The 16204-nt window shown below is 76.7% G+C and carries 15 protein-coding genes; 10 read left to right on the top strand and 5 right to left on the bottom strand.

What is annotated here, in order from left to right; genetic code table 11:
- The first annotated feature begins 2 nt into the window (after positions 1 to 2).
- The gene (gene fabI / locus ACGFI1_RS32475; protein WP_089325951.1) at positions 3 to 788 is read left to right on the top strand and encodes an enoyl-ACP reductase FabI; all 786 of its coding nucleotides are present in this window, start codon (positions 3 to 5) and stop codon (positions 786 to 788) included.
- 93 nt (positions 789 to 881) lie between these two features.
- On the opposite strand, the gene ACGFI1_RS32470 is transcribed toward fabI, so the two are convergent.
- The 3 genes from ACGFI1_RS32470 to ACGFI1_RS32460 all read right to left on the bottom strand — a co-directional run bounded on the left by ACGFI1_RS32470 (position 882) and on the right by ACGFI1_RS32460 (position 4578).
- Positions 882 to 1544, bottom strand: a complete 663-nt coding sequence (locus tag ACGFI1_RS32470) for a hypothetical protein (protein ID WP_392790939.1) — start codon at positions 1542 to 1544, stop codon at positions 882 to 884.
- A 164-nt stretch (positions 1545 to 1708) separates the two neighbouring features.
- Complete coding sequence (locus ACGFI1_RS32465; protein ID WP_392790936.1) at positions 1709 to 3628, bottom strand: AAA family ATPase; 1920 nt, start codon at positions 3626 to 3628, stop codon at positions 1709 to 1711.
- Positions 3625 to 4578 carry an aldo/keto reductase gene (locus tag ACGFI1_RS32460; protein ID WP_138639993.1) on the bottom strand — a complete coding sequence of 318 codons (954 nt, stop codon included), beginning with the start codon at positions 4576 to 4578 and terminating at the stop codon, positions 3625 to 3627. Before ACGFI1_RS32460 ends, ACGFI1_RS32465 begins: the two co-directional genes overlap by 4 nt.
- A gap of 130 nt (positions 4579 to 4708) precedes the next feature.
- Here ACGFI1_RS32460 and ACGFI1_RS32455 point away from each other — a divergent pair, with 130 nt between their 5' ends.
- Positions 4709 to 5350, top strand: coding sequence for a hypothetical protein (locus ACGFI1_RS32455; protein ID WP_386865490.1), 642 nt, complete (start codon positions 4709 to 4711; stop codon positions 5348 to 5350).
- Positions 5351 to 5400: 50 nt separating this feature from the next.
- Here ACGFI1_RS32455 and corA read toward each other — a convergent pair whose 3' ends face one another.
- Positions 5401 to 6381 carry a magnesium/cobalt transporter CorA gene (corA, locus tag ACGFI1_RS32450; protein ID WP_392790934.1) on the bottom strand — a complete coding sequence of 327 codons (981 nt, stop codon included), beginning with the start codon at positions 6379 to 6381 and terminating at the stop codon, positions 5401 to 5403.
- A 58-nt stretch (positions 6382 to 6439) separates the two neighbouring features.
- Between corA and ACGFI1_RS32445 the strand changes: the two genes are divergently transcribed.
- The 8 genes from ACGFI1_RS32445 (at position 6440) to mshC (ending at position 14611) form a co-directional block, all read left to right on the top strand.
- The gene (locus ACGFI1_RS32445) at positions 6440 to 7153 is read left to right on the top strand and encodes an MSMEG_4193 family putative phosphomutase (protein WP_392790931.1); all 714 of its coding nucleotides are present in this window, start codon (positions 6440 to 6442) and stop codon (positions 7151 to 7153) included.
- 10 nt (positions 7154 to 7163) lie between these two features.
- Entirely contained in the window at positions 7164 to 7712 is a 549-nt protein-coding gene (locus ACGFI1_RS32440; protein ID WP_386865496.1) for a DUF3090 domain-containing protein, read from the top strand.
- Between the two features lie 53 nt (positions 7713 to 7765).
- On the top strand, positions 7766 to 8557 hold the full coding sequence (locus tag ACGFI1_RS32435) for an SCO1664 family protein (protein ID WP_392790930.1): 792 nt from the start codon (positions 7766 to 7768) through the stop codon (positions 8555 to 8557).
- A 63-nt stretch (positions 8558 to 8620) separates the two neighbouring features.
- Entirely contained in the window at positions 8621 to 9385 is a 765-nt protein-coding gene (locus ACGFI1_RS32430; protein ID WP_392790927.1) for an NRDE family protein, read from the top strand.
- A 173-nt stretch (positions 9386 to 9558) separates the two neighbouring features.
- Positions 9559 to 11343 carry an ABC transporter substrate-binding protein gene (locus ACGFI1_RS32425; RefSeq protein WP_392790925.1) on the top strand — a complete coding sequence of 595 codons (1785 nt, stop codon included), beginning with the start codon at positions 9559 to 9561 and terminating at the stop codon, positions 11341 to 11343.
- The gene (locus tag ACGFI1_RS32420; RefSeq protein ID WP_387069997.1) at positions 11340 to 12323 is read left to right on the top strand and encodes an ABC transporter permease; all 984 of its coding nucleotides are present in this window, start codon (positions 11340 to 11342) and stop codon (positions 12321 to 12323) included. The genes ACGFI1_RS32425 and ACGFI1_RS32420 overlap by 4 nt, the downstream gene beginning before the upstream one ends.
- Before the next feature lie 7 nt (positions 12324 to 12330).
- Entirely contained in the window at positions 12331 to 13275 is a 945-nt protein-coding gene (locus ACGFI1_RS32415) for an ABC transporter permease (RefSeq protein ID WP_392790922.1), read from the top strand.
- A 106-nt stretch (positions 13276 to 13381) separates the two neighbouring features.
- Positions 13382 to 14611 carry a cysteine--1-D-myo-inosityl 2-amino-2-deoxy-alpha-D-glucopyranoside ligase gene (gene mshC / locus ACGFI1_RS32410; RefSeq protein WP_392790920.1) on the top strand — a complete coding sequence of 410 codons (1230 nt, stop codon included), beginning with the start codon at positions 13382 to 13384 and terminating at the stop codon, positions 14609 to 14611.
- A gap of 13 nt (positions 14612 to 14624) precedes the next feature.
- Here the strand turns inward: mshC and ACGFI1_RS32405 are convergent, their stop codons facing one another.
- On the bottom strand, positions 14625 to 16202 hold the full coding sequence (locus ACGFI1_RS32405; RefSeq protein WP_392790919.1) for a serine/threonine-protein kinase: 1578 nt from the start codon (positions 16200 to 16202) through the stop codon (positions 14625 to 14627).
- Positions 16203 to 16204 lie beyond the last annotated feature (2 nt).

The raw sequence follows: 16204 nt of genomic DNA, 5'->3' as shown, positions 1-16204 counted from the left end.
GCATGGGCATTCTCGAAGGCAAGCGGATCCTGGTCACCGGCGTCCTCACCGACGCCTCGATCGGCTTCCACATCGCGCGGGTCGCGCAGGAGCAGGGCGCCGAGGTCGTCCTGACCGCCTACCCGCGCCCGACCCTCACGGCGCGGACCGCGAAGCGGCTGCCGACGGGGCCGGACAACCCGCCGCCGGTGATCGAGCTGGACGCGACGAGCGCCGAGCAGCTGGACGCCCTGGCCGGGAACCTGCGCGAGCAGGGCTTCGACCATCTCGACGGCGTCGTCCACGCGATCGCGTTCGCGCCGCAGACCGCGCTCGGCGGCGCGTTCCTGGAGACGCCGTGGGAGGACGTGGCGACCGCCGTGCACGCGTCGGCGTACTCGCTGAAGTCGCTGACGATGGCGTGCCTGCCGCTGATGAAGGACGGCGGCTCGGTCGTCGGCCTGGACTTCGACGCCACGAAGGCGTGGCCGGTGTACGACTGGATGGGCGTGGCGAAGGCCGGCCTGGAGTCGTGCGCCCGCTACCTGGCCAAGTACCTGGGCCCGCAGGGCATCCGGGTGAACCTGGTCGCGGCGGGTCCGCTGGCGACGATGGCGGCCAAGAGCATCCCCGGTTTCGAGGGCATGACGGACATGTGGCCGAAGGCGGCCCCGCTCGGCTGGGACATCAAGGACAGCGAGCCCACGGCCCGCGCCTGCGCGGCGCTGCTGTCGGACTGGTTCCCCGCCACCACGGGCGAGATCGTCCACGTCGACGGCGGCATCCACGCCATCGGCGGCGCGTACTAGCCCCGGACGTCCCGAAGGCCGGCGCCAGGTGCTCGTCGCACCGGCGCCGGCCTTCGCGTGTCGGCGTGCGGGAAGTGTGCCCCGGGCCGGGTGTCAGCGGCCCGCGCGCCGGCGGCGGAGGACGCGTCCGGCGGCGCTGAGGTTGAGGGCGCCGGCCGCTCCGGCGGCGCCGGCCGCGGCGGCGACCAGCAGCAGCTGCCGGTTGTCCTGCCCCGCGCCGGACCCGGCGGCGACGGGGGAGATCAGCCGGGTCTGCGGCATCGGGGCGGTGCCGCCGGCGCCGGTGCGGTAGGCGCTCGGGTCCGCGGCGATCTCCGGGGTCGGCAGGACGCCGGGCAGCCCGGCGGCCGGGACCTGGCCGTTGTAGGGCCGCAGGCCCGCGCCGCCGGTCATGGGCGACGGCCCGGACGGGTCGGCGGCCCGGGCGCCGCTCGGCGGCGCGGCGGGCCGGCGCGGCTTGGCCGCCGTCTTCTTGCCCGTGGACTTCTTGGTGCTCTGCGAGGTGGTCTTCTTCGGCGCCGGCTTCGCGGTGGTCTTCGTCGGCGCCGGTGTCGGGGTCGGCGTCTTCGGGGTGAGGGCCTCGCGCAGGTTGCCGAGGTTGCACTTCCAGTTCTCGATCGTGCTCTCGGGGTCGGTGCCCTTCTTGCACTCCTGCGCCGCCGCCGCGTCGGCCGGCGGGGCCGCGAGCACGAGGACGAGCGCCCCCGCCGAGACCGCCGCCGAAGCCGAACCGAGCCGCCTGAGCCCCTGGGGCATGTTCTTCCTCCACCCGATGCCGTGCCTGAAACAGCCGCCGTGCCTGAAACCGCTGCCCTGCAGGGCCTTCACGCGCCCGACCCTGTTGACATCGTGTCCCATACGGGCCCGCCCGTAAACCGCGACACGGTGGTTTCTTTACCTCGCGTTGGCCTCGGCGGGCCTCACTGGGCGACGAGTGACGCCAGGCGGGTGCGCCGCGGCGCCGGACCCCCCTCGCGCACGGCCGCGGCCAGCGCCGGCCCGGCCGCCTGCACGACCGACAGGTGCCGCCGCGCCAGCCCGAACGCGGTGGCCACCAGCGGCCGCGACAGCCCCTCGGCGGGCAGCACCGCCACGACGGCGGGGCTGCGGGTCCCGCGCGCCAGCGCGACCGGCACCGCCCAGCCGTGCCGCAGCCGGGCCGCGTCCGCCGGGGCGACGGTGGCCGGCCCGGCGGGGAAGTCGATGTCGAGGCCGTGCGGGCCGCCGCCGGTCACCGTGCCGGTCTCGCCGACCGCGGCCTGGGGGAGCGGCGCGGCCACGACGACCCGGTCGCCGGGGTCCATCCCGCCGAACGCGCCTGGCCCCGGGTTCAGCCGGGCCTTCAGCGCCGCGTTGAGCGCGCCCGCGCCCGCCGGGCCGCCCGCCGCGGGCGCGACGGCCTGGACGTCCTCGGCGGGGATGCCGAGCGCGCGGGGGATCGAGTCGGTGAGCAGCTGCACCGCCCGGTGCACCGCCTCGCCCGGGTCGGCGGCGGGCACGATGACGACCTCCCGGTCCGGCGCGTCCACGGCGGGCAGGTCGCCGCCGCGCACCGCCGCCGCCAGCACGCCGAGCGGGCCGGACGGCGGCGCCGCGTCCAGCGTGACGACGGGGACGGTCTCCGACGCCTCCAGGTCGTCCAGCGGCCGGCCGGGCCCGGCGGGCGGCGCGGCGCCGGGCTCGGCGCACAGCACCAGGTGGGCGCCGTCCGGGCACGCCTCCGCCAGCGCCGCGCACAGCTCGACGTCGAGCGCCGACGCGTCCGCCACCACGAGCAGGTCGAGGTCGAGGGGGTGCCGCTCGCCGCGGTCGTAGACGACGCCTCCGCCGGGCGCCTCCCGCGGCTCCAGGAGCCGGTGCAGGCCGGTGACCGCCACGCCCTCGGGGGCGGGCAGGCCGGCGGCGGCGCGGTCGGTCGGCGCCGCGACGGCGGCCCGCAGCCCGGCGGCCGCGGCGGCGCCGGCGATCCCGGCGGCGGCCGCGGCGAGCCCGTCGGCGTCGCCGCCGCGCAGGACGCTGACGCCGGTGCGCAGCGCGGCGGTGAGCGCGAGCGACCGGTCCTCGGGCAGCCCGTCGCGCAGCTCCTTGACGGCCGCGTCGTCCAGCAGCGGCGCGGCGGTGAGCGTGAGCCGCTGGAACCCCTCGGCGGCGGCCTCCTCCGCGAGCGCCCACCGCGCCGCGCCGAGCATCTCCTCCGGCTCCTCCGGCTCGGCGTCCTCGGCGAAGGACTCCTCGTCGAACTCCGGCTCCTCGGTGAGGGAGAGGACCTCGGCCTCGTCCAGCGCGGCCTCCACGGCGGCGCTCGGGTCCGGGACGCGGGCCCGCTCCAGCGCCGCGACCACGTCGGCGGCCGGCGTGACGGTGTGCCCGGCGCGCGCCGCCTCGGTCAGCAGGTGCAGCACCAGCGCCCGGCCGCGCCGCACGTCGCCCGGCCCCGCCGCGTCCCCGAGGACGGCGCGCGCGAAGTGGTCGGCCTGCGGGGGCCGGACGCCGGGGACGCGCAGCAGCAGCCACGGGTCGGCGCGCAGCCGGTCCGCGGCGTCCGGGCCGAGCCGGGCGAGGGCACCGGCCGCGAGCGGCGCGGGCGCGCCCGCCGCGGCGAACAGCTCGGTCAGGGCGGCCAGCCCGTCGCGCGCGCTCCGGCCGGCCGCGGCCGGCGGCGCCGACTCCGGCCGGGCGGGCCCGGGCGGCGCGCCCTGGGGCGCGGGCGGCGCGCCCGCGGGCGCGCGGTCGTCCAGGGCCCCGGCGGCGGCCTCGGCCGCGCGCAGCGCCGCGGCCGCGCGGGCGGCCCGCTCGGCGGGGGAGGGCTGGTCGGATGCGGGTTCGGGGATGTCGGTCACGGGCTTCCCGTCGCGGTGTCGGAGACGTCGTCGAGCGCCCCCCGGATCTCGGCCGGCAGCGTCAGGTCCTCGCTCTCCAGGATCGCGCCGAGCTGCGCGGCGGTCCGGGCGCCGACGATCGGCGCGGCGACGCCCTCCCGGTCGCGGACCCACGCCAGCGCCACCGCGAGCGGGGACCGGCCGAGGCCCTCGGCGGCGGTCACCACCGACTCCACGATCCGGGCGCACTCCTCGTCCAGGTAGGGCGAGACGAAGTCGGCGAAGTGCGGGGCGGCGGCGCGCGACCCGGCGGGGATGCCGGTGCGGTACTTGCCGGTGAGCACGCCGCGGCCGAGCGGCGACCACGGCAGCAGCCCCGCCCCGGCGTCCAGCACGGCCGGCACGACCTCCCGCTCGATGTCGCGGGCCAGCAGCGAGTACTCCACCTGCGCCGACACCACCGGGGCGCGGCCCGGCCAGGCGCGCTGCCACGCGGCGGCCTTGGCGACCTGCCAGCCGGCGTAGTTGGCCACCCCGACGTAGCGGGTGCGGCCGGACGCGACCGCCTCGTCCAGCGCCGACAGCGTCTCCTCCAGCGGCGTCGCCGGGTCGTAGACGTGCAGCTGCCACAGGTCGACGTGGTCGAGGTCGAGCCGGTCCAGGGAGGCGTCCAGGGCGCCGAGCAGGTGCCGGCGGGACCCGTCGTAGCGGCCGTTCGGCCGGATCGCCGCCTTCGTGGAGACCACCAGGCCGTCCCGGTCGACGGTCTCGCGCAGCAGGTGGCCGAGGATCCGCTCGGCGACGCCGCCGGTGTAGACGTCGGCGGTGTCGATCAGCGTGCCCCCGGCGTCCACGAACGCGGCGAGCTGCGCCGCGGCCTCGTCGGGGTCGGTGTCCTGCCCCCAGGTCATGGTGCCGAGGCCCAGCCGGGACACCAGCAGCCCGCTCCTCCCGAGGTGACGCTCCTTCATAGGCGGTCAATGTAGCGGTCCGCGCCCGGCGCGCGGAAAGCGAGCGGCCCGCCGCGTGGATCTTCGTCCGGCGCGAAGATCCTGGTGAGCTCTATTGCCGGGGGCCGCCGCCGGGCTAAAGTGCGCAGCCATGGCGCCACCCCCGTTCTCCATGTACTCGCCGAAGTCGCCGGACGGCGACGGCGGCCCGGACGTGGCGCCGGTGTTCGGCGCGGGGCCGGGCGACGACCCCGGGTACCTGGCCTCGCTGCGCGCCGGGACCGAGCTCGGCCGGCTGCGGGCGATGATGCTGGTGCTGCTCGCCGCGCCCGTCCTCATCCTGGCGATCATGCCGCTGATCGTGCAGGACGGCCGCGGGGACGCGCCGCCGTGGCTGTACGCGCCGCTCGCCGCCGCCGCGCTGGTCGCGCTGGCGGCCGGCCCGCTCGCGCCGCGGCCGATCCCGCCGGGCGCCGCGCCCGCCGACCCGGCGGTGGCGGCCCGCGCGGCGCTGCTGGTGTTCCGGCAGGCGGTCCTGCTGCGGTTCGCGCTGGCCGAGGGCGTCATCCTGCTCGGGCTGCCGCTGGCGATGGCCGGCAACAGCGAGGCGGTGTTCCTCGCCGGGTTCGCCGTCGGCTACCCGCTGCTGGTGTGGCTGGCGCTGCCCACGCGCGGCGGCGTGGAGCGGATGCGGCGGCGGCTGGAGGCGCGGGGCGCCGAGTCGCACCTGTGGGCCGTCCTGCTGGCCGCCCCGACGCCCGCGCGCGACGACGCGTCCCAGCCACCGTCCTAGACCCCGCGGCCTGGACTAGACCCCCGCGGCCTGGACCCCGGCGCGGGGCGTCAGAGCCAGCCGCTCTTGCGCAGCCGCCGGAACAGCAGCACGCACGCGGCGGCCATCACCGCGATGACCAGCGGGTACCCGAAGCTCCAGTGCAGCTCGGGCATGTGGTCGAAGTTCATCCCGTAGATCCCCGCGATGGCGGTCGGCACCGCGATGATCGCCGCCCACGCGGAGATCTTGCGCATGTCCTCGTTCTGCTGCTTGCCGAGCAGCGCCAGATGCGCGGTCAGCACGCTGTTCAGCAGCTCGTTGTGCGCGTCGACCTGCTCGTCCACGCGCAGCAGGTGGTCCAGGACGTCGCGGAAGTACTCGCGGGTCGAGCCGCACTCGGCGACGCGGCCCTTGACGATCTCCTGCAGCACCGGGACGAGCGGGTCCTCGGCGCCGCGGAACTCCAGCACCTCCCGCTTGAGCGAGTAGATGGCGGCGGTGACGTCGCGGGCGCCCGGGTCGAACACGGCCCGCTCCAGCCCGATGATGTCGACCTCCACCTCGTGGGCGACCAGCCCGTACCGGTCGACGACCTCGTCGCACACCGCGTACAGCACGGCGGTCGCGCCGTGCGCGATCAGCTCCGCGTCCTCCTCCAGCCGCTTGCGGACGGGCCCGAGCGGGTTCCCGGCGCCGTGCCGGACGGTGACGACGAAGTCCCGGCCGAGGAAGACCATGATCTCGCCGACCTCGATGTCGGAGGTCTCGTCGAGGTAGGACAGCGTCTTCAGCACCACGAACAGGGTGTCGCCGTAGCGCTCCAGCTTCGGCCGCTGGTGCGCCGACACCGCGTCCTCGGCGGCCAGGGGGTGCAGGTTCAGCTCGTCCTTGACCAGCTCGAACTCGTCCTCGTCGGGCTCGAAAAGGCCGATCCACAGGAAGCACTCGCCGTCCTCGCGGGCCAGGTCGAACGCGTCGCTGATGTCGCCGTCGATGTCGCGGCGCGTCCCGCCCGCGTAGATGGCCTTGTCCACGATCACGGCAGGCATTGTCGCGCATCCGCGCCGCCCGCCGCCTGAATGCCCGGCATCTCCTAGAGTGGCCGCTGTGACGACCCTTCTCCTGGTGAGGCATGGCCTGACCGCGATGACCGGCCCGGTGCTCGCCGGCTGGACGCCCGGGGTGGGCCTCGACGGCCGCGGCCGCGCCCAGGCCGCCGCGCTCGCCGCCCGGCTCGCGCCGCTCCCGATCGCCGCCGTCGTGTCCAGCCCGCTGCAGCGGTGCGCCGAGACCGCCGCGGCGCTCGCCGCCGGGCACGCCCCGCCCATCGAGAAGGTCGAGACCGACGACCGGTTCGGCGAGGTCCGCTACGGCGACTGGACGGGCCGCCCCCTCAAGGAGCTCGCCGAGGAGCCCCTGTGGCGGGTCGTGCAGGCCCACCCGAGCGCCGCCCGGTTCCCCGGCGAGGACGGCGAGGCCCTGGCCGCCGCGCAGCACCGCGCCGTCACCGCCGTCCGCGACTGGAACGAGCGCGTCGCCGCCGAGCACGGCCCCGACGCCCTCTACGCGGTGTGCAGCCACGGCGACATCATCAAGGCCGTCGTCGCCGACGCGCTCGGCCTGCACCTGGACCAGTTCCAGCGGATCCAGGCCGACCCCGCGTCCCTCACCGTGATCCGCTACACCGAGACGCGCCCGTTCGTGGTCCGCGTCAACGACACCGGCGGCGATGTCACCGCGCTGGTTCCGCGACCGCCGGCGGAAGGTTCCGGAAAAGCCGGACTCGGTGCGGGTGACGCGCCCGTCGGCGGCGGCGCGTAGGGTCGGTGTCATGCCCGTCATCTCCTACGACCCGCCGGAGCGCTTCGTCGCCGGCGCCGTCGGCCGCCCCGGCGACCGCGCCTTCTACCTGCAGGCCCGCTCCGGCCGCCGGGTCACCAGCGTCGGGCTGGAGAAGTTCCAGGTGACGCTGCTCGCCGAGCGCCTGGAGGAGCTGCTGGACGAGGTGCTGCGGCGCAGCGGCGGCGACGCCCCGGTGCCCGCCGTCACCCCCGCCGAGCTCCAGGACGACGGCCCCCTCGACCAGCCGGTGGAGGAGGAGTTCCGGGTCGGCACGATGGCGCTCGCCTGGGACCCCGACGACGAGCAGGTCGTCATCGAGGCGCAGGAGGTCACCGAGTCCGAGGAGGAGCCCGAGGTCGGCGAGGACGACCCGGCGATCGCGGTGCTGCGGGTGCGGATCAGCGCCGCGCAGGCGCGCGCGTTCGCCGAGCGCGCGCTGAAGGTCGTCGCCGCCGGGCGGCCCCCGTGCCCGCTGTGCGGCCTGCCGCTGGACGGCGAGGGGCACGTGTGCCCGCGCCAGAACGGCTACATGGGCTGAGATGAGCCCTCATCGTGCTGGATCATGGACGAGGCGGCCGGGAGAATGAACGCATGACGCAGTCCTCCCGGGACCGGGCGCCCGCCGGCCGCGACACCGGCCGGGACGTGCCCGCGGGCCCGGTCTCCCCCCGCGACGCGGCCGCCGCCGAGCGGCTGCTGTCGGCCGGGCGGCTCGGCGTGGAGGGCCGCCTCGTCCAGGCGTCCAACGCCACCCTGTACTGCTCCATCGAGGACGGCGGCACCGCCGCCAACTGCGTCTACAAGCCCGTCGCGGGGGAGCGCCCGCTGTGGGACTTCCCCGACGGCACCCTCGCCGAGCGGGAGGTCGCCGCCTACGAGGTGTCCAAGGTCATGGGGTGGGGCACCGTCCCGCCGACCGTCCACCGCGACGGCCCCTACGGGCCCGGCATGGTGCAGCTGTGGGTCGAGCCCGACCCCGACGTCGACCTGGTCGCGCTGTCGCGCTCCGACGACGAGGCGATCCGCCGCATGGCGGTGTTCGACGCCGTCGTCAACAACGCCGACCGCAAGATCGGGCACCTGCTGCCGCCGGGCGACGGCCATGTTTACGGCTGCGACCACGGCGTGTGCTTCTCCACCGAGTACAAGCTGCGCACCGTGCTGTGGCAGTGGCGCGGCAAGCCGCTCACGCCCGAGGCGCTGGAGGCGCTCGGCCGGGTCGAGGCCGGCCTGCGCGGCGGCGCCCTCGGCGCCCGCCTCGCCGAGCTGCTCACGGCCGAGGAGGTCGACGCCACCCGCCGCCGCGTCGAGCTGATGCTCAAGCACCGCATCCACCCCTACCCGCCGGAGGACTGGCCCGCCATCCCCTGGCCGCCGCTCTAGCCCCCGGCCCCGCCCCGGCCCCCCGGCCGCCGGACGAAACCGGCGGGATGCTCCAATTGGGGCATGTGTACGGCGATCATCAGCGTCGAGCCGTCGTCCCCCGTGCCCGTCCTCGTGGTCGGGGTGCGGGACGAGTTCGTCGCGCGGGAGTGGACCGGACCGGGACGCCACTGGCCGGACCGCCCGCGCCTCGTCGGCGGGCGCGACCTGCGCGCGGGCGGGACGTGGCTGGCGGTCGACCCGGAGGCGCCGCGGGTCGCGGTCGTGCTGAACGGCCGCGGCCGGATGGCGCCCGAGGCCGCCCGGTCCTCGCGCGGGGGGCTGCCGCTGCGCGTCGCGGCCGACGGCAAGCTCGGCGACCCCGGCCTCGCCGCCTACGACCCGTTCCACCTCGTCGGCGCGGAACCGGACCGGGTGCGGCTGTGGAGCTGGGACGGGGAGGCCCTCACCGAGCGCGGCCTCGGCCCCGGCCTGCACATGATCGTCAACAGCGGGCTGGAGGGCGAGGGGCAGCTGGAGGGGGAGACCGAGGACGCCTACATGGCGGCGCGGCTCGCCCACTTCCGGCCCCGGCTGGCCGCCGCGCCGCGTCCCGAGCCCGGCCCGGACGAGCCCGTGGAGCGGGCCTGGGGCACCTGGCTCCCGCTGCTGAACGGCGACGGCCTGCCGCGCGCCGACCACCGGGCGCTGCTGCCGCTGCTCGACCTCGGCGAGGGCCGGGTGTGGGGCACCACCTCGGTCAGCCTCACCGCGCTGCGCGCGGACGGCGTCCGGTACGACTTCTCCGCCGCCCCCGGCGACGGCGAAGCCTGGACCCGGGTCCTCTAGGGCCGGGGCAAGCCGTAGAGCCGCGCGGGCTGTAGGGCCGGACGGGTTGTAGCGCAGGACGGCTGTGCGCGGGCCGCGTCCGCCCGGTCCATCCGGCCCCGTTCGGCGTGCTTCGCGCGGTGTCGCGCGAACACCTGCGGGCGGGTGACGCTGGGTGCTAAATTGGCTACTTAATGCGATCTTCGTCGGGGGTGGCGCGGGGGAGGGCGGTCGCGGCCGGTCTCGCGGCGGCGCTGCTGGCGGCGGTGCTCGCGGCGGCGGCCGCGGGCTGCGGCGGCGAGAAGCGGGGCGTCGCGGGCGGGACGCTGCGGGTCGCCGGCTCCTCCGACGTCGACCACCTCGACACCGCCGCCGCCTACAGCACCTGGAGCGGGCTGCTCGCCCGCCAGTACGCCCGCACCCTGTTCGGGTTCGCGGCGTCCGGCGACTTCGCCGAGGCCGCCAAGGTGCGCCCGGACGTGGCGCTGGAGGTCCCGACCCCCGGCAACGGCGGCGTCAGCCCCGACGGCCGCACCTACACGATCAGGCTCCGCGACGGCGTCCGGTGGAACACCGACCCGCCGCGGGAGGTCACCGCCGCCGACTTCGTCCGCGGCATCAAGCGGGTCTGCAACCCGGCCGTCCCGTCCGGCGGCCGCGCCTACTACACCGAGACCATCACCGGGATGGCCGAGTTCTGCGCCGACTACGCCGACGTCGACCCCCGCAGCGCCGCCGCCATGGCCCGCTACCAGCGGACCACCGACGTGGCGGGGCTGGCCGCCACGGACGCCAAGACCCTCGTCGTCACGCTCGAGCGGCCCGCGAGCGACTTCCCCGAACTCCTCGCCCTGGAGTTCGCCGCGGCGGCGCCCGCCGAGTACGACCGCTACGTCCCCGACAGCCCCGAGTTCCGGCGGCACACCGTCTCCGACGGCCCCTACCAGATCACCTCCTACACGCCCGGGAAGCGGTACGTCCTGGAGAGGAACCGCACCTGGCGCGCCGCGTCCGACCCGATCCGCGCGCAGCACCCCGACCGCATCGAGATCACCCTCGGCCACGACTCCCCGGAGGAGGTGCAGCGGCTGCTGGAGAGCGGCGACGCCGACCTGTCCTGGGACCAGCCGGTCCCGTCCGCGGCGATCCCGCGGCTGCGCGAGGACGCCCGCTTCGCGGTCATGGAGGGCTCGGCGCTCAGCCCCTACCTCGTCTTCAACACCCTCAGCCCGAACAACGGGGGCGCCCTCGGCAAGGTCGAGGTCCGGCGCGCGATCAGCTACGCCGTCGACAAGGCCGCGGTGGTGCGCATCCACGGCGGCCCCGACATCGCCGAGGTCCTCCACCAGGTCATCCCGCCGCGCAGCGTCGGCCACCAGGAGTTCGACCTGTACCCGACGCCCGGCGACGCCGGCGACCCCGCCGCCTGCAGGCGGATGCTCGCCCGCGCCGGCTACCCCCGCGGTTTGACGCTCCGCTTCCCCTACCGGGTCAGCGGCAACCACCCGCGGACCGCCCGGTCCATCGCCGACGACCTGGCCGCCTGCGGCATCGCCACCGAGACCCGCCCCGACACCAGCGGCGCCTTCTACTCCTCGACCCTGGCCACCCCCGCCGACGCCCGCGCCGGGAAATGGGACATCGCCGCGCCCGGCTGGGTGCCCGACTGGTACGGCAACAACGGCCGCACCACGATCGTCCCGCTGTTCGACGGCCGCCACTACGGCCCCAACTCCACCGACTACGGCGGCTTCGACGACCCCGCCGTCGACCGCCTCATCGACCAGGCGCTCGGCGCCCGCGACGTCGCCGACGCGTCCGGGTTCTGGGCGCAGGCCGACCGCCGCATCATGGAGAGCGCCCCGGTCGTGCCGCTCATCAACCCGCGCACCCCGATCTTCCGGTCCGCGCGCGTCGAGAACGCCCGCTACCTGCCCCAGTACCGCGCCTACGACCTCAACCAGGTCACGTTCTCATGACCGGCTACGCCGACCTCGGCACCCGCAGGCCGCCGCCGCCCGGCACCGCCGCGGACGCCGCCGTCCCGGAGCCGGTGCACGGGCGCAGCCCGTCCCGGCTCGCCTGGGACCGGTTCCGCCGCGACCGCACCGCCCTCGCCGCCCTCGCCGTGCTGCTGGCCGTCATGGCGTTCGCGGCGCTGGCGCCGCTGTGGGCGCACCTGACCGGCCACTCCTACGACGCGACGTTCCCCGGCACCGGGCTGGACGCGGGCGGGCAGCCGCGCGGCCCCGGCGCCCGGTTCCCGCTCGGCGCCGACCAGCTCGGCCGCGACGTCCTCGTCCGCGCCGCCTACGGCGCGCGGATCTCGCTGACCGCCGGGATCGGCGCGGCGGTGCTCGCCTCCGCCGCCGGCACCCTCGCCGGCACCCTCGCCGGGTTCGCCGGCGGCGCGCTGGACGCGCTGCTGGCCCGGCTGATGGACATGATCCTCGCACTGCCCTACCTGCTCGTGGCGATCATGCTGGCGAGCACCTTCCGGATCTCCTCGCCCGGCGCGAGCCTCGCCATGACCGTCCTCGTCATCGCGTTCTTCTCGTTCGCCGCCTACGGCCGCACCATCCGCGGCCAGGTGCTGTCGCTGAAGGAGCGGCAGTTCATCGAGGCGGCCCGCGCGCTCGGCGCCTCCAACGCGCGGATCATGGTCGGCGACGTGCTGCCGAACCTGGCCGCGCAGATCACCGTGCTGACCTCGCTGCTGATCCCGTCCTCGATCGTGTCGGAGGCGACGCTGTCGTTCCTCGGCGTCGGGGTGCGGCCGCCGATGCCGAGCTGGGGGTCGATGCTCGCCGAGGGCGGCGACGTGTTCCGCACCGCGTGGTGGCTGCTCGCCGTCCCCGGCGGCCTGCTGCTGGCGACCACGCTGGCGTTCACGCTGCTCGGCGACGGCGTCCGCAACGCCCTCGACCCCCGCGGCGACCGCGCCGCCGCCGGGAGGTGACCCGCCCGTGCCCCGGTTCGTCCTGCGCCGCGTGCTGTACGCGGCCGTCGTGCTGTGGCTGGTGTCCACGATGACGTTCGTGATGCTGCACGCGTCGCCCGTCCCGGTGGACCGCGTCATCGGCGGCCCCCGCGCGACCGTCGAGACGCTCGCGCAGATCCGCGCCAACCTCGGCCTGGACCGGCCCCTCCTCGTCCAGTACTGGGAGTTCCTCGCCCGGCTGCCGCGCGGCGACCTCGGCGACTCCTACGTCAACGGGACGCCGGTCACGGAGCTGATCGGCGAGCGGCTCCCGACGACGCTGTGCCTGGTGTCGGGCGCGGCGGTGCTGTGGTTCGCCGGCGGCGTCGCCACCGGGGTGTCTGGCGCCGCGCGGGCCCGCGGCCCGTGGGACCGGGCCGTCACCGTGTTCGTGGCGGCGGGCCTGTCCACCCCGCCGTTCGTGATGGCGCTGGCGCTGCTGTACCTGTTCACGGCGGGGCTCGGCGCGGGCGGCGTCCACGTCTTCGAGGCCGGCCCGCCGCTGCAGGAGCACTTCCTGCGCCGGATGGTCCTGCCGTGGTTCGCGCTGGCGTTCCTGATGATGGCCGCCTACACGCGCCTCACCCGCGGCGCGATGCTGGACGTCCTCGGCGAGGACTATGTCCGCACGGCCCGCGCCAAGGGCCTGTCGGAGGGCCGCGTCGTCCGCCGGCACGCGCTGCGGGCGGCGCTGACCCCGGTCGCCACCCAGCTCGGCATCGACCTCGGCGCCCTGATCGGCTCCACGATCGTCACCGAGAAGGTGTTCGGGCTGCAGGGCGTGGGGCAGCTGGTCTACCAGTCCATCGCGGCCGGCGACACCCCGGTGATCATCGGGGTGACGCTGCTGGTGACGTTCGCGGTGACCGTCGCGAACCTCGTGGTGGACGTCGGCTACGCCGTCCTGGACCCGCGCGTCCGCCTCGCCTGACGGGCCTCGCCCGGCGCGCCCCGCCCGGCGGGCGGTCCGGGCACCGGGGGACACATCACATGATCTCGGAGTAAGCGCGCGAGCTGCGCATGGATAAGCTTTCGGTATGCGATCGTGGCCCGCCTCCGAAGTCCCCAGCCTGCCCGCCGCGGGCCTGCCCGCCGCCGACCGTCCGCTGAGCCTCCACGACACGGGCACCGGCACGGCGCGCCCCACCGCTCCCGGCGACACCGCCCGGATGTACGTGTGCGGCATCACCCCCTACGACGCCACCCACCTCGGCCACGCCAACACCTACCTGGCCTTCGACCTCGTCAACCGGGTCTGGCGCGACCTCGGCCACCGCGTCCACTACGTGCAGAACGCCACCGACGTCGACGACCCGCTGCTGGAACGTGCCCAGCAGACCGGCGAGGACTGGCGCGCCCTCGCCGACCGGGAGATCGAACTGTTCCGCGAGGACATGACGGCGCTGCGGATCCTGCCGCCCGACCAGTACATCGGCGCGGTCGAGGCGATCCCCCTCGTGGTGGAGATGATCGAGAAGCTGCGCGGCCGCGACGCCGCCTACGAGGTCGACGGCGACGTCTACTTCCCGGTCGCCGCCGACCCGTCCTTCGGCGCGGTCAGCCGGCTGGACCGCGCCGCCATGGCGCCGCTGTTCGCCGAGCGCGGCGGCGACCCGGACCGGCCCGGCAAGCGCGACCCGCTCGACGCGCTGCTGTGGATGGCGCGCCGCCCCGGCGAGCCCGGCTGGGAGTCGCCGTTCGGCGAGGGCCGCCCCGGCTGGCACGTGGAGTGCTCGGCGATCTCCGTGGAGTACCTCGGCATGGCGTTCGACGTCGAGGGCGGCGGCTCGGACCTGGCGTTCCCGCACCACGAGATGAGCGCCTCGCACGCCCAGGTCGCCACCGGCGAACGCCCCCACGCCCGCGCCTACGTCCACGCCGGGATGGTCGGCCTGGACGGCGAGAAGATGTCGAAGTCGCGCGGCAACCTGGTGTTCGTGTCGAAGCTGCGGGAGGCCGGCGCCGACCCGATGGCGATCCGGCTGGCGCTGCTGGACCGGCACTACCGCGCCGACTGGGAGTGGACCGGCGGCGCGCTGGAGGAGGCCGCCGGCCGCCTCGCCCGGTGGCGCGCGGCCGCCGCCCGCCCGTCCGGCGCGCCCGCCGCGCCGCTGGCCGCCGCCGTGCGCGGCCACCTGGCCGACGACCTGGACGCGCCCGCCGCGCTCGCCGCCGTCGACGCCTGGGCCGCCGCCGACGGCACCGACGAGCGGGCACCGGCCCAGGTCAAGGCGATCACCGACGCGCTGCTCGGCGTCGCGCTGTGACGCCCGCGGCGGGTCACCGCAGCACGTAGCACTCCCAGTCGCCGGGGTCCGCGGCGTCGCCGCGCAGGCGCGCCTCGGCGTCGGGCCGGTACTGCGACGCGCACACCGCGGTCATCGAGATCTTGGTGTCGACGCCGATGTCGCCGCCGCGCGGCACGCAGTACCAGTCGCGGATCCGGAATTCGGCGTCGCGGTCGCGGGCGCCGCAATACCGGGCGGGGGAGGGCGACCCGAGCACGACGGGCGCGGGCGGCGGGTCGCTGGACGGCGGCGGACCGTCGCCGCCCCCGCCCTGCCCCGGCCGCGTGCCCTGCCCGGGGCCCGGCCTGCTCGGCGGCCCGGCCGGCGTCGACCCGCCCGGCCGCGGCCGGGACGGCTCGGTCGTCGGCGGCCCGGACGAGGACCGGCTCGGCGCCGGCGCGGTGGCCGTCACCGCGCCCCGGTCGGGGGAGCTTGCGGCGGGCTCGCCGCCGCCCGGCCGGTCCAGCAGCGCGTACCCGCCGGCCCCGGCGGCGGCCGCGACGACGGCGGCCGCCGCGCCCGCCACCGCCCCGTAGCCCAGCCGCCGCCCGCGCGAGCGCCTCCCGCGCCGCCGGCCGGGGCCGCCGCCGTCGGGCTCGGTGGACGCGGGCGGCAGCGTGTCGCCCCCGCCCGCGTCCCCCGCCGCGGGCTCGGCGGGCAGGACGGCGGCACCGGCCGGAACGCCGTCCACGATGCCGTCCGTGCCGCCGTCCGTGCCGCTGGCCGTGCTGCCTTCCGACGCGGCGGCGACGTCGAAGGCGTCGTCGTGGCCGACGAGGAGCAGCAGCAGCTGCGCGGCCGTCGGCCGCCGCGCCGGGTCCTTCGCCAGCGCCGCCGCGACCAGCGCGCCCAGCTCCCCGTCCAGTCCGCCGAGGTCGGGATCGTGGTGCAGGACCCGGTACATCACCGCCGGGATGGAGTCGGACCCGAACGGAGGCCGCCCCGTCGCGGCGAACGTCATCGTCGCGCCCCAGCCGAACACGTCCGCGGCGGCGCCGACGCTCCCGCCGGACACCTGCTCGGGCGCCATGTACGCGGGCGTCCCGACGGCGCGGCTGCTCACCGCGCTCGCCGCGTCCAGCACCCGCGACAGCCCGAAGTCGATCACGCGGGGCCCGTCCGGGCCGAGCAGCACGTTGTGCGGCTTGAGGTCGCGGTGCACGACGCCCGCGCGGTGGATGGCCGTCAGTGCGCTCGCGGTGCTGACGGCGAGCCGGTCCAGCGCCCCGCCGGCCAGCGGGCCGTCCCGCGCGACGGCGCGGTTCAGCGCCTCACCGGGGACGTACTCGCTGACCAGGTACGGGGTGTCCCCGGCGACCTCGGCGTCCAGGAGCTGCGCGGTGCAGAACCGGGCGACCTGCTTGGCCGCCTCCGCCTCGCGGACGAACCGGGCCCGCGCGGTGGCGTCGTCGTCGAACTGGACCTGCAGGAGCTTGACCGCCACCCGCTCCCCGCCGGCGCCCTCCGCGAGGAACACCGTGCCCTGGGCGCCGGCCCCGAGCCGCCCGAGGAGCTCGTAGCGGCCGAGGCGGGCCGGGTCGTGCGGACGCAGCGGCTGGGCCTCCGGCAAAC

The sequence above is a fragment of the Actinomadura geliboluensis genome, from assembly GCF_043197915.1.
Taxonomy (GTDB): Bacteria; Actinomycetota; Actinomycetes; order Streptosporangiales; family Streptosporangiaceae; genus Spirillospora; species Spirillospora geliboluensis.
Note: the sequence above shows the minus strand (reverse complement) of the source record. Positions and strands in the feature narration are given on the sequence as shown.

Coding starts and splice junctions, on each gene's coding strand:
- fabI (WP_089325951.1), top strand. CDS start 3: ATGGGCATTCTCGAAGGCAAGCGGATCCTGGTCACCGGCGTCCTCACC.
- ACGFI1_RS32470 (WP_392790939.1), bottom strand. CDS start 1,544: ATGCCCCAGGGGCTCAGGCGGCTCGGTTCGGCTTCGGCGGCGGTCTCG.
- ACGFI1_RS32460 (WP_138639993.1), bottom strand. CDS start 4,578: ATGAAGGAGCGTCACCTCGGGAGGAGCGGGCTGCTGGTGTCCCGGCTG.
- ACGFI1_RS32455 (WP_386865490.1), top strand. CDS start 4,709: ATGGCGCCACCCCCGTTCTCCATGTACTCGCCGAAGTCGCCGGACGGC.
- corA (WP_392790934.1), bottom strand. CDS start 6,381: ATGCCTGCCGTGATCGTGGACAAGGCCATCTACGCGGGCGGGACGCGC.
- ACGFI1_RS32440 (WP_386865496.1), top strand. CDS start 7,164: ATGCCCGTCATCTCCTACGACCCGCCGGAGCGCTTCGTCGCCGGCGCC.
- ACGFI1_RS32435 (WP_392790930.1), top strand. CDS start 7,766: ATGACGCAGTCCTCCCGGGACCGGGCGCCCGCCGGCCGCGACACCGGC.
- ACGFI1_RS32430 (WP_392790927.1), top strand. CDS start 8,621: ATGTGTACGGCGATCATCAGCGTCGAGCCGTCGTCCCCCGTGCCCGTC.
- ACGFI1_RS32425 (WP_392790925.1), top strand. CDS start 9,559: ATGCGATCTTCGTCGGGGGTGGCGCGGGGGAGGGCGGTCGCGGCCGGT.
- ACGFI1_RS32420 (WP_387069997.1), top strand. CDS start 11,340: ATGACCGGCTACGCCGACCTCGGCACCCGCAGGCCGCCGCCGCCCGGC.
- mshC (WP_392790920.1), top strand. CDS start 13,382: ATGCGATCGTGGCCCGCCTCCGAAGTCCCCAGCCTGCCCGCCGCGGGC.